The sequence below is a fragment of the Pararhodobacter zhoushanensis genome (genome assembly GCF_025949695.1).
Taxonomy (GTDB): Bacteria; Pseudomonadota; Alphaproteobacteria; order Rhodobacterales; family Rhodobacteraceae; genus Pararhodobacter; species Pararhodobacter zhoushanensis_A.
In genome coordinates this window covers 192,368-204,096 of sequence record NZ_JAPDFL010000002.1, presented here as the reverse complement: position 1 = coordinate 204,096, position 11,729 = coordinate 192,368, and the positions used below count along the sequence as shown (strand labels likewise).

General features: G+C 67.2%; 10 protein-coding genes. 3 read left to right on the top strand and 7 right to left on the bottom strand.

Going from position 1 to position 11,729, the window contains the following annotated elements:
- Positions 1-3 precede the first annotated feature (3 nt).
- Both OKW52_RS23050 and OKW52_RS23045 read left to right on the top strand, forming a co-directional pair.
- Positions 4-1,137 (top strand): HPP family protein, encoded by a 1,134-nt coding sequence (locus tag OKW52_RS23050; RefSeq protein ID WP_264507939.1) that lies wholly within the window; start codon positions 4-6, stop codon positions 1,135-1,137.
- A 351-nt stretch (positions 1,138-1,488) separates the two neighbouring features.
- Positions 1,489-1,920 carry a hypothetical protein gene (locus OKW52_RS23045; protein ID WP_264507938.1) on the top strand — a complete coding sequence of 144 codons (432 nt, stop codon included), beginning with the start codon at positions 1,489-1,491 and terminating at the stop codon, positions 1,918-1,920.
- 360 nt (positions 1,921-2,280) lie between these two features.
- On the opposite strand, the gene OKW52_RS23040 is transcribed toward OKW52_RS23045, so the two are convergent.
- Positions 2,281-2,979 carry a spermidine synthase gene (locus OKW52_RS23040; RefSeq protein WP_264507937.1) on the bottom strand — a complete coding sequence of 233 codons (699 nt, stop codon included), beginning with the start codon at positions 2,977-2,979 and terminating at the stop codon, positions 2,281-2,283.
- A 346-nt stretch (positions 2,980-3,325) separates the two neighbouring features.
- Here OKW52_RS23040 and OKW52_RS23035 point away from each other — a divergent pair, with 346 nt between their 5' ends.
- Positions 3,326-3,799, top strand: a complete 474-nt coding sequence (locus tag OKW52_RS23035; RefSeq protein ID WP_264507936.1) for a MarR family winged helix-turn-helix transcriptional regulator — start codon at positions 3,326-3,328, stop codon at positions 3,797-3,799.
- A gap of 4 nt (positions 3,800-3,803) precedes the next feature.
- On the opposite strand, the gene OKW52_RS23030 is transcribed toward OKW52_RS23035, so the two are convergent.
- The 6 genes from OKW52_RS23030 to OKW52_RS23005 all read right to left on the bottom strand — a co-directional run bounded on the left by OKW52_RS23030 (position 3,804) and on the right by OKW52_RS23005 (position 11,495).
- On the bottom strand, positions 3,804-5,807 hold the full coding sequence (locus OKW52_RS23030) for a TonB-dependent receptor domain-containing protein (protein WP_264507935.1): 2,004 nt from the start codon (positions 5,805-5,807) through the stop codon (positions 3,804-3,806).
- 129 nt (positions 5,808-5,936) lie between these two features.
- Positions 5,937-6,689, bottom strand: coding sequence for an ATP-binding cassette domain-containing protein (locus tag OKW52_RS23025; RefSeq protein WP_264507934.1), 753 nt, complete (start codon positions 6,687-6,689; stop codon positions 5,937-5,939).
- Positions 6,686-7,651: an iron chelate uptake ABC transporter family permease subunit gene (locus OKW52_RS23020; RefSeq protein WP_264507933.1), complete on the bottom strand. Its 966-nt coding sequence runs from the start codon at positions 7,649-7,651 to the stop codon at positions 6,686-6,688. The genes OKW52_RS23025 and OKW52_RS23020 overlap by 4 nt, the downstream gene beginning before the upstream one ends.
- The gene (locus OKW52_RS23015) at positions 7,623-8,528 is read right to left on the bottom strand and encodes an iron chelate uptake ABC transporter family permease subunit (protein WP_264507969.1); all 906 of its coding nucleotides are present in this window, start codon (positions 8,526-8,528) and stop codon (positions 7,623-7,625) included. Before OKW52_RS23015 ends, OKW52_RS23020 begins: the two co-directional genes overlap by 29 nt.
- Before the next feature lie 43 nt (positions 8,529-8,571).
- A complete protein-coding gene (locus tag OKW52_RS23010; RefSeq protein WP_264507932.1) occupies positions 8,572-9,474 on the bottom strand; it encodes a siderophore ABC transporter substrate-binding protein in 903 nt (300 codons plus the stop codon).
- 62 nt (positions 9,475-9,536) lie between these two features.
- On the bottom strand, positions 9,537-11,495 hold the full coding sequence (locus OKW52_RS23005; protein ID WP_264507931.1) for a TonB-dependent receptor domain-containing protein: 1,959 nt from the start codon (positions 11,493-11,495) through the stop codon (positions 9,537-9,539).
- Positions 11,496-11,729: the final 234 nt, after the last annotated feature.

The window sequence follows — 11,729 nt, the reverse complement described above, 5'->3', positions numbered from 1 at the left end:
GCCATGCGCGGGGTACGGGAACGCCAAGCCACGCAGCGCCTGCACCGGCGCGTTCTGGACAGGCTTCGCCCGCTGGGTCCCGCCATCGGCCCGGCGCGCCGCCGCGACATTGCGTCCGGCGCGGCGGGGTCCGGCCTTGCGTTGATGCTCGGTGCCGCGATGCTGGCAGGGTTCGCGCTGCCTGCGGCGAGCGGTGCCTTCCTCATCGCACCGATGGGCGCGACGGCGGTGCTGCTCTTTGCGCTGCCCAACAGCCCTTTGGCGCAGCCGTGGTCAGCCATCGTCGGCAACACGGTGTCGGCGCTGATCGCGTTGGGTGTGCATCAGGTGACGCAGGTTCCGGCGCTGGCCATCGGGGCGGCGGCGGCGCTGGCGCTTGCGGCGATGCTGCTGACACGGTCCCTGCACCCGCCGGGCGGTGCCGTCGCGCTGACCGCCGCGCTCAACCCGGCAATGCTGGACGAGCTGGGGCTGGGTTTCGCGCTGATCCCGGTGCTGGGCGGCACCACGGCACTGGTGTGCGCAGCATGGCTGTGGCACCGGCTGAGCGGCCGCGTCTATCCCTTTCGCCAACCGCATGACAAAGGCGCGCAAGCTGATACCGACGCCCCGGCCGCCTTGCGGTTGGGGCTGGAGCCGGACGCGCTGGCCCAGATACTCGTGCAGTATCGCCAGTCTGCAAACCTGGGCGTCGAAGACCTTGCCCGCTTGATCGCCGCCGCCGAGCAGCACGCAGCAGGGCAGGCACTGGGCACCGCACGCTGCGCGCAGATCATGTCGCGCAGCTTGGTAACCGTGCCGCCGACAGCAACGGCCACGGCACTTGCGGACCTCTTCACCCGGCACGGGTTCAGCACCGTGCCAGTGGTCGATGAAACGCAGGCATTGCTGGGCGTGGTGTTTCAGCTTGACCTCATCCGGCGCTTTGTCACCCGCGCCGACCGGGCGGATCAGCTGATGACCACGGGGCTGGCAACCGTCGCACCGCAAACACCGGTCGCCGATCTAATCCCTCTGCTGGCACAAGGTGGGGCCGAGGCCGTCCCGGTCATGGACGGCCCGCGCCTTGTGGGCATCATCACCCGCACCGATCTGCTCTCTGCGCAGGCGCGGGCAATTGCCCGGCACGCACCGTGACGGGGCGATCCGGCGCGATGCCCAGCCGCGCAGGCGACTGTGCCCGAAGTGCGACACTCGAACAGGATTTTCGCTGCAGCGCGGCACGGCTTGTCTTCACCCCAGTGCTGGCCTACCGTGTTGCCATGCTGACGTTTCTTCCTCTGGTCAGGTTCCGGATCTTTTCCGGTTCGCTGCTGACGCGCACTCTGCCCCGGGCAGAGGCGGTCGCCTGCTGACGCCTTTCCCCCGGGGCTTTCTTCTTTTCAGACCAGGAACAGTCAGGCGGACATCGTCCGTTGAGGAATCATCATGTGTTGTTGTCTCACTGCCCCGTGGCCCGCAGCCTATGGGGACACGCCCCACGACCCCTTGTGCCCTCAGGCGCCCTGCCCGCCCACCGTCGGCGCGCTGAGCAACCCGGCCAACGCGATCCTGAGCCGCTTCGACTATTGGCAGCTCAACGAGCACCGGCGAAGGAGCGAGGAGTTGGGCAGCACGCAACTGGCCCGGCTGATCCGCGCCAAGATGCTGGCAGCAGCGGTGGTCGACAGCGATCAGCTGGCCCCCGATGTGGTCACTGGCACCGCGCGCATCACCTTTGCGCTGGATCGGCAGCCCGCCGAAACGCGCGTGCTCTATCACTGGTCCTACCCCGATGACGCGCACCGGTGCCTGCGCGTGGGCTCTCCACTGGGGGTCACGCTGATCGGCATGTCGGCGGGACAAAGCAGCGGCTGGCTGGACAGATCGGGCACGCCGCGCAATGTGCAGGTGCTGAGCGTCGCGCCGAACGCCCCCTGACCACCCGGTCGGCTCGCAGCAATCGCTGCCCCCCGTGACCGTTTCACCACTCCACAGCACAGGGCCTGCCCTGTGCCCCAAGGCTCCTCGATCAGAAAGACAGACGACATGGCGCGTCAATCCATTCCTCCTTATTGCAACGCCTGCGGCGCGCCGCTTCCGCGTGCTGCCGCCGGGCGTTGTCCGTTCTGCCGCGTCGCCTTTGCGCAGGCTCTGGCCTTTGTGCAAGCTGCCCCGCGCGCACTGCGCCTTGACGGCTTTGTCGCGCGCGCGGGTCTGGCTTTGGCAAGAGCCTCCCGGCATGGTCGGAACGCGCGCGCCTGACGCTGATGGTCCGGCCGCCTGCCCCGCTCGCCCGGATCAGGCGGCAGCCCGCTTCCCGAGAACGGCTGCGTCGAGGCTACAGCTGTAAATGTAGTGCATGGCATCGACGCGACCCGGGATCAGCGCGATATCTTCGCGCATCCAGGCCCAGGGCTGACGGGCAAGCCGGTCTTCAAACGCCGTCGAGGCCGTTGCCGACCAGAACGCCACCAACCCGCTGGGGCTGAGCGCCCTGGCCACCGCGACCAAGCCGCTGTCGGCGTAAAGATCGGTGTTCTGCGCGCGGACCAGAAAGTCAGGTCCGTTATCGGTATCCAGCAAGATCAGATCATAGACGCCATCAGCCTGCGCCAGATGCGCCTGCACGTCTTCGATCAGCAGGGTGGTGCGCGGATCGTCCAGCGGATGCCCGGCCAGCGGGGCCAACGGGCCGCGGTTCCACGCGGCAACATCGGCGATCAGTTCACAGACCGTCACCTCGGCCTGCGGCAGTGCAAGGTCGAGCACGGCGCGAAGCGTATAGCCCAGCCCAAGGCCACCGATCAGGATCTTGCGCGGTCGAAAGCCGGTGCGCCGCATGGCACGCAGCGCCAGTTGATCCTCGGACTGGTGGTTGAGGTTCGACATCAGCTCGATGCCGTTATAGCGGATTTCGAACAGATCGCCGCGTTGACGCAAAAGGATATCATCCCCCGCCGCCGTCCGGGCGTGGGCAAGTGTGGTCCACAAAGTCATGTCTGGTCCTGCAAACAAGCGAACCCCTCGCGCAGGCGCGGGGGCAAAAAAGGTTCATGTCAGCTTGGGGTTGCCCTGCGCCTCAGGCGAGCGGGCAACCCTTAGACATTGTTTGCACTGAACCCGCTGAGCAGGGGAAACACGGCGCACAGATTGGGGGAAAAGCGCATTGACCAACCCTTGTGTGATGGACCGCGTGGCAGGGCACCGTCGCCCGCAAGACCGCAACGGTATAGCGCCCCCTGCGGGCTTAGGCAATGAAGCCGCAGGCATCGGCGATCCCCTAGCGGTCCCAGCCCCACTGCCTTAAGAAACGTCAACCCGCCCGCCAGCCAAGGACAGCCCGATGCCAGACCCCGGACCGCCCGCGCCGCTGCCGTTCGGCGACAGCGATGCGCGCATCGCCTATAACCGCGCGTTCTTTGCCCTGCTGCGCGTTGAGCGGTCCTTGATGCCCGAGATCGCCGCAGAGCTGCGCGCCCTGGGGATCAGCGATCCGCTCTGGTACGAGATTCTCTATGCGACGGAAGAGGCAGGCGCCGACGGCATCGCCATGCAGGATCTGCAAAACCGCCTATTTGTGCCGCAATATGCCCTGTCACGCCATGTCACGCGCATCGCGCAGGCGGGGTTCATCCGCCGTGAGGCAATTCCCGGCGCGGGACGCGGGCAGCGCCTGTTCCTGACACCCGCCGCCGAAGGGCTGCAGGATCGCGTCTGGGCGGTCTATATGGCGCGGATCCAGCAGGCGATGGCCCCGCGCCTGTCAACGGACGAGGCTTATGACCTCGTCCGTCTGCTCAACCGGCTTTACGGCTGATGCCTCAGAAGCGCATCGCCGCTGACAGCTGCACGCTGCGGCCCGGCTCGTAGATCGGCGTGACCGACGCAAAATCCGCGCCATAGGTCGCCCGGTCGGCATACTGGCGGTCAAAGAGGTTGTTGACCTCGGCACGCAGGGTCAGGCCGCGCATGCTGGGCGGGTGGTACTCGGCAAAGACATTGACCACGCCATAGCCCGGCAGGCCCTGATCCGAGCCCGAGGCCACGTCGTCATACGCCAGTGCGGCCTGAATGCTGCCGCCGAAGGTGAAATTGCTGCCTTCAGGCGAATGCTGAACTTCCAGCGCGACCACGCCGCCCAGCGGTGCCCCCAGATCAAGCGCGCTATAGCTGTCGCTGAGCGCGCCGTTCACCCGCACCTGACTCCAGGCGTACGAGGCCCGCAGGTAGCCGTTGTTCCAGCCGTAGCCCAGCCCCAGATTGAAGCCCCGGCTTTCGGCATCGCCCATGGCGTTGGCGGCATAGCTGCTCAGGCGCACATCGTTCAGCCGGGTGACGAACACCTCGCCGTCCAGCCGCAGATTGCCCTGTTCCCAGTCAAAGCCCAGTGTCAGGTTCTCGGCCCGTGCCGCGCGCAGGCCGGTGTAGTCCCAGCCCGGGTTGAAGATGAAATTGTCCTCGATCGTCATGCCGCCGAACACCGACGAAATCCCGCCGCGCAGCCGCAGCGCGTCAGTAACCCGATACGAGATCGAGGCGTTGCCACTGAACCCGGCAAAGTTTTCGCGCCAGCCGGTGGTCCCGGTGAACGCCTGCCGATCATAGCGGCCCCCAAAGGACAGCGAGAGCGCCTCGGTCGGTTCGATCCGCGCCTGGGTGAACAGGCCCCAGTTGCGCGCGGATTCGGTGATCGCGGTGGTGGTCAGGTCGCTGTAGGCGCTCTGGCGGTCATAGAAATCCACGCCTGCCGTGATCGTCGCATCGGGCGACAGGTGGAAACGGTTTTCCACCGTGGCCGACAGCGTGCTGGTCACGCCCCGGCTGACACCCAGCGCCGGGTCGAGCGGCTGATCGACGCCCACCTCGACCTCGGACCGGCCCAGCACGATATGCGGATCCCACAGGCCGGTGGCATCGCGCTGCTCATACGACAGCGCATAGCTGGTGCGGTGCGTGTCGTGGCGGCGCAGCGGGAAAGGACGCCCGACGCTGGTGATATTCGCGCGGTAAGGACGCAGCGCATCATCGGTCATGTCCTGAACCGAGAACTCCAGCCGGTGGCCTTCATCGCCCTCATAGGCCAGCTTCAGCAGCCGCGTCGTCAGATCGGCCGCGCTGCCCTCGACAACCCCGCCGCCGCCGGCCTCGTAATCCTCACCGGTAACGCGGCGCGAATAGGCCAGCCACTCGAACCCGCCGACGCGCCCGGCTGCCGTTGCCGAGCGGCCAAAGGTCTGCCCGTTGCTGCCGAACGACAACCGGACGTTGCCGCCAAAGGCCTGCCCCGGATCGAGCAGATCCTCGACATCCACGGTTTCCATCACCACCGCCCCGGCCATCGCATGCGGTCCGGCATCTGCCGGCGCCGCACCGGCATCAACACGGACCGAGCGCAGCAGGCCCGGATCAAACGCATTGGCGGAAATATGGTGGAACAGCCGGTTGTTCTGCGACACGCCGTCCAGCGTGACGGCAAGGTTCAGCATGTCGATGCCGTTGACGAAGATCTTTTGCGCCAGCGGAATCGCCCCGCCGACCGAGACCGAGGCAATCCCGGCGAAGACATCGCGCAGATCGCCCATCCGCGCGCGGTCCAGCTCGGCATCGGCGACGTAATGGCTGTTGCCACGATCGGCGGCGGTGCCGTCAGGATCTCGGGCGCGGGTATAGGCGGGATCAAGCAGGATCGTGCCCAGAAATTGCACCGGTTCATCGGGCATTTGCGCCAATGCAGGCACCGCGCCAAGCGCCGAGGCCGCAACGCCGCACAACAGCGCCTGCCGGGCGCGGCGGGGAGAGAAAGTGGGAAGGAGCGTCGCTGCCATCGGGGCCTCCGGTAACGGGGTTGATGGCTCAGACAGCGTCTTGGCTGAGGGTGCGGTTAGCATGACCCATCATTACATGCAATTGCATGTCATAAGAAAAATGAGGGGTTCTTGCGGTTTCATCCACCCTCAGCCCGCCAGAATTACCCGCTGCCCCTCAACGTCCGCCAGCCGAAGCGGCGTGTCGTAAAGCGTGCTCAGCAGATCGCCGGTGACGGTTTGGTCCCAAGGCCCGGCGGCCAGAATCCGGCCGTTCTTCATGCAGATGCACGATTGGGCATAGCGCGCGGCGATGGCCAGATCATGCACGACCAGCAGCACAGAACGCCCGCTGGCGGCAACCTCGTGCAGGCGTTCCATGATGTCGCGGGCGTGGCGCGGGTCCAGCGCGGCCAGCGGCTCGTCCAGCAGCATCCACGGCGTTGCCTGCGCGAAGGCCATCGCCACCAGCACCCGCTGGCGCTGGCCGCCCGAGAGTTCCTCGACCAGCCGCTCGGCCAGCGGGATCAGCGCGAAACGCGCCAACGCCGCCTCGACCAGTGCGCGATCCTCAGGCCCCGGGCGCCCGCGATGATGCGGCCAGCGGCCAAAGCTGACCAGCTCGCGCACCGTCAGTCGCGGCACGACGCTCTGGCCCTGCGGCAGCAGCGACAGGCGCAATGCTCGCTCAGGCTCGCGCAGGCGGTGGATATCCGCGTCGTCGATGCGCACCGTCCCGGCATCGGGGGTGATCAGCCCGGCAAGGCAGTTGAGCAGCGTGGATTTCCCCGCCCCGTTGGGGCCGATGATCGCCGTGACCCCGCCCGCCGGCAGGGTCAGCGTCACATCGTCCAGAACCCGCAGCGTGCCGCGTGTCAGGGTCAGGCCCGCGATCTCGATCATGCCGTGCGTCTCCTCAAGACAAGGGCCAGAAACACCAGCCCACCCGCGAATTCGATGACGACGGACAGCGCCGCCTGTTGGCCCAAAAGCCGTTCGAACACGTACTGGCCCAGCACCAGAATGGCCGCACCCATCAGCGCGCTGGCCGGGATCAGCACAGAATGGCGCGCGCTGGGGATCAGCGCCCGCGCCAGACTGGCCGCCAGCAGGCCCAGAAACGTCACCGGCCCGACAAGCGCGGTGGACACCGAAACCAGCACTGCGACCAGCGCCAGCCCCTGCATCACCAGCCGGTCATGGCGCAGCCCCAGACTGCGCGCGGCGGTCCGACCCAGCGCCGCAAGATCCAGCGCCGGGGCCAGCCACAGTGAAGCGGCCAGCGCGCCCGCCAGCGCCAGTCCGGCGGGCAGCAATTGTGCCGCCTCGACCGCGCCAAAACTGGCAACCCCGGCCTGTTGCACCACGGCGAATTCCGACGGATCGAGCAGCCGCAGCACCAGCGATTCCAACCCGCGCAGCAACACGCCAAGGATTACCGCCGTCAGCACCAGCTTGATCAGATCATCGCTACCCTTGCGCAGGAACATGCCAAACAGCAGCATCGCGACCCCCATCATCACGGTCGTCTCGGCCAGAAAGCTCAGCCCGGCGGGCAGGCTGGCCTGCACGCTGGCCCCCAGCGTGAAAACCAGCAGCGCTTGCAGGAACAGATAGAGCGCGTCGAAGCCGACAATGCCGGGGGTCAGCAGGCGGTTGCCCACCAGCGTCTGAAACACGATCGTCGCCGCCCCGGTGGCCGCGCCGACCATCACCAGCGCCGCCAGCTTCACGCCGCGCAGTTCCAGAATGAACCCGTAAGGCGCGCGCAACTGCCACAGCATAAGCAGCGCACAGAGCGCCAGCAGGCTTAGCGCCAGAGCGATCAGGCGGTGGTTAACGGCCATGGCGGCCTCGCGGTGCATGGATCAGCCACAAGAACAGGCCCGCACCCAGAACGGCGAAGACTGTGGCCGCCGGGATCTCATACGGCCAGCGCAGCACGCGGCCCAGAATATCCGCGCCCAGCACAAACCCCGCGCCCATTGCCGCGATCAGGGGCAGGTTGCGCCGCAGATTGTCCCCCCACAGCCGCGAGACGATGTTGGGCACAACCAGCCCGACAAAAGGCATCGCCCCCACCGTCACCACGATCACCGCCGTCGCCAGCGCGACGATGCCCAGCCCCAGCAACACCGTCTGCCGCCAGTTCAGCCCCAGTGCGCGGGCCTGTGCTTCGCCCAACCCCAGCAAGGTGATGCGGTCGGCCAGCACATAGAGCACCAGGGCCAGCCCGGCGATGATCCACAACAGCTCGTACCGCCCGCGCAGCACGCCGGAAAAATCGCCCGAGCGCCAGATCGACACGTATTGCAAAAGGTCCGTCGCCCAGGCCAGCCCCAGCGCCGCGGCACCCAGAATGCCCGCATAGATCAGCCCGACCAGCGGCAGCAGCATCGGGTCGCGCCGCGGGACATGGCGCGACAGGGCGAAGAACCCCGCCGTGCCGACCAGTGCGGCCAGCGCCGCGATGCCCATCTTGACCCCGACCGCCGCGCCGGGTGCCCAAAGCGTTACCGCCAGCAGCCCCAGCATTGCCGCTTCGGGTGTGCCGGTCAGGCCCGGCTCTACCAGCCGGTTCTGCACCGTTTGCTGGATCACCACCCCGGCCAGCGCCAAACCTGCCCCGGCCAGCATCGCCGCCAGCGTGCGCGGCAGGCGGCTGACAGCCAGCACCATCCCGCTGTCGAGCGGACCGGAAAACAGGTTGGTCGCGCCAAGGCACAGGCTGACAAGCGCCATCAGCCCCAGCCCAAGGCAGATCAGGGCCAGACGGGGCACGGGGTCAGTCGCCTGCGGCGGTGAAGGCGTCGGTCAGCTGGTTCAGGATCAGCCGCGTCGCCTGCACCCCGCCCGCCGCCAGATACAGCGCGGCGCTGTCGAGATAGACAATCTGCCCGCGCTGCCCTGCCGTGGTGCCCATCACCAGCGGGTTGTCCAGCGTGGCGGCGGCGGCTTCGCCCGCCTGCCCGATGGCCGCACCCCGGTCGATGACCAGCAACCAGTCGGGATTGACCTCGGCGATGAATTCGAACGAGACCGCCTCGCCGTGGTTTTCGGCAGTGATCGCAGGATAGGCTTCGGGCAGCCCGGTGGCGGTGTGGATCCAGCCAAAGCGGCTGTCATCGCCGTAAGCCGACACGGTGCCGCCATTGGTCATCAGGATCAGCGCCGCGCCTTTGCCCGCAACGGCGGCGCGGGCGGTGTCGAGGTCGGCACTCAGCGCCTCGGCCAGAGACGCGGCCTGCGCTTCGTGCGAGAAGAGCGCGCCGTACGCGGCAAGCCGGTCCTGCGCCTGCGTCAGCACATCGGCCCCGGTGATCGTCATGTCCAGCGTGGGCGCGACGCGCGACAGCGGCGCGACCCGCGCCTGCGAGCGGCCACCGGCGATGATCAGATCGGGGGCCATGGAGGCCAGCGCCTCGAAATCCGGCTCGAACAGGGTGCCGACGGTGGGCACATCCGCCATCGCCGCGCGCAGATAGGCGGGCGGGGTGAAATCGGGCACGCCGTCAAGCGACACGCCCAGGGCGTGCAGGGTGTCGATGGCGGCAAGGTCCAGCGCGACCACGCGGTCGGGGTTCGTGGCGACCTCGACAGGTCCACCGGCGGTCTGCACGGTAACCGTCTGCGCGAGGGCGGCGGAGCCAGTCAGCGCAACGGTCGCAAGGGTGAGAATACGCAACATTTCGGGTCTCCAACAAGGCAGGGCAAGGCGGGGAAAGGCGGCATGCCCATCCCCGCGCGGCATCAGAATTCCAGTGCGGCGGTAAGGCGGAAGGTGCGCCCCGGTTCGGTCAGCGGCACCACGTTCGGCAGGCCGATCCCGTCCGATGAGCGGCTGGCATAGGTGCGGTTGAACAGGTTTTCGACATCGAAACGCACCTGCAACCCACTGAACTGCGCCGGACGCCATGTCGCGAAGAGGTTGACCACCTCATAGCTGGGCAGGGTCACGGTCTCGAGCGCGTTCTCGAACGCGACCTGAGCCGAGCCGCCGACCGTCCACTGGTCATTCAGCGTATACCCCAGCTCGAGCCCGGCAAGGCTGCCCACCGGGCGGCCCAGATAATAGGCGGTCGTGGCGATGTCGCTGCCGTTGGCCTGAACATCGGCATAGGTCAGGTTCACCCGCGCATAGAAGCGATCACCCTCGTAGCCGAACGAGGTGTCGATCCCCTGGCTGACCACATCCGTCAATTGACCCCGGGCACCCGCTTCCGGCAGCACAGCGGCGATATCGTTGATTTCGGTGTAAAACAGCGCGCCCGACGCGGTCCAGCGCCCCTGTTGATAGCGCAGACCGATCCGTGCGGCGCGCGATCGCGAGGCGCGAAAGCCGGTGTAATCCCACGCCCCGCCGAAGTTGATCAGCGCAGCCTCGCCCAGCTCGAACCCGCCAAAGGTCGAGGCTGCACCCGCGTTGAAGGTCAGCGTGTCGGTGAGGATGTAATCGAGCGACGCGTTGACGCTGGCACCGCTGTCGCGGAACCCCGAGCCATCGGCCCCAGTGAAGCGCTGCCAGTCATAGCGCGCGCCATAGGAAACCGACAGGCGCTCGCTCAGATCCTGACGCGATTGGGTATAAAGCCCGATGCTCGACAAACGCTCGGTCCCGCTGTCGCCGAACGCGCCTGTGCCCCGGCCAAACCCAGTCGCCCGCTCATGGAAGAAATCGACGCCCGCCGTCACGGTGCCGTTGGGCAGGTGGAAGACGTTTTCAGCATAACCACTGAAACTGGTGTTCTCGCCCCAGATGCCGATGCCGTCGAGCTGCTGCTGGTTATAGCTCAGCTGCACTTCGGGGTCATACGTGCCATCCTCGGCCCCTTCCCACGTCAGCGTGTACGAACTGCGCCCCGAATAGGGAGTCACCAGCACGCTGGGGCGACCGACCACGCCAGCGAAATCGGGACGGATGAACAACAGCCCGCCCGGTCCGGCCTGCGCCAGACGCTCGCCGGTATCCTCGGTCTGCGAAGCCGCGAAACGCAGGCGGCTGCCGGCATCGGTGGTGTAGCCAAAGCGTGCCATGAAATTGCGCAGTTCGGGCTCGGTGCCCAGAACCGGGGTGCCCGACCCGTCCTCATAGTGATCGCCCGATTGCCGCGTCGCGCTCAGCAGGTATTCCAGCCGCCCCGCCAGTCCGTAGACCGTCAGACCCGCACGGAGGCCCGCGCCGTTCGTCCCCGCACCCAGCGTGAAGCGGCCGCCGAAGGTCTGGCCGGGGGCCAGAAGGTCGCTGGCATCGGCAAACTCATAGGCGATCAACCCGCCCGTGGCATTGGCCCCGGCATCGGCGGGGGCAAGCCCCGCGCTGATCTCGACCCGGCGCAGTAGCGCGGGGTCGATCAGCACGTTGCCCGAATGGTGGAACGGCGATTTGTTCTGCCGCGCACCGTCGATGGTGACGGCAAGCAGGCTTTCCTCCAGCCCGTTGACGAAGACATTCGTCGCAATCGACGCACCGCCACTGGCCTGAATCGCCGACTGCCCGGCAAAGACATCGCGGATCGAATCGGCGTTGAGCGCCTCGATCTCGTCTTGCGTGATCTCGGAATTGCCCAGCACCGCCTGCGCCTCGCGGCTGTCGATGCGGATTGTACCCAGAAAGGTTGTTCCCGGCTGGACCGGACCGGTGGTCTGCGCGGCAAGCGGTGTGCCAAGACCGGCACACAGCGCGAAAGCGGAAAGGGTGGAAAATTTCATGCGTTCCCCGACACTGAAGTGAGTCCTGGCGGGGTTTCGCACGAAGCCTAGCTGCCGCGCGGATAGGACCGGCGGGACGGGGGTCAAGCCTTGGCGTGCGGTGCGCCGGATGCGGTGTTGCGCGAAAGCCCCATCCGGCCGCGCGGATTGCAACCGCCGAAAGCCGGGCACCCCGCGCCTGTCGGGTTCGGTGCCGACGTCTCGCGCACTCAGGACGCCGACGGATACAACCCG

Coding starts and splice junctions, on each gene's coding strand:
- OKW52_RS23050 (WP_264507939.1), top strand. CDS start 4: ATGCGCGGGGTACGGGAACGCCAAGCCACGCAGCGCCTGCACCGGCGC.
- OKW52_RS23040 (WP_264507937.1), bottom strand. CDS start 2,979: ATGACTTTGTGGACCACACTTGCCCACGCCCGGACGGCGGCGGGGGAT.
- OKW52_RS23035 (WP_264507936.1), top strand. CDS start 3,326: ATGCCAGACCCCGGACCGCCCGCGCCGCTGCCGTTCGGCGACAGCGAT.
- OKW52_RS23030 (WP_264507935.1), bottom strand. CDS start 5,807: ATGGCAGCGACGCTCCTTCCCACTTTCTCTCCCCGCCGCGCCCGGCAG.
- OKW52_RS23025 (WP_264507934.1), bottom strand. CDS start 6,689: ATGATCGAGATCGCGGGCCTGACCCTGACACGCGGCACGCTGCGGGTT.
- OKW52_RS23020 (WP_264507933.1), bottom strand. CDS start 7,651: ATGCACCGCGAGGCCGCCATGGCCGTTAACCACCGCCTGATCGCTCTG.
- OKW52_RS23015 (WP_264507969.1), bottom strand. CDS start 8,528: ATGGCGCTTGTCAGCCTGTGCCTTGGCGCGACCAACCTGTTTTCCGGT.
- OKW52_RS23010 (WP_264507932.1), bottom strand. CDS start 9,474: ATGTTGCGTATTCTCACCCTTGCGACCGTTGCGCTGACTGGCTCCGCC.
- OKW52_RS23005 (WP_264507931.1), bottom strand. CDS start 11,495: ATGAAATTTTCCACCCTTTCCGCTTTCGCGCTGTGTGCCGGTCTTGGC.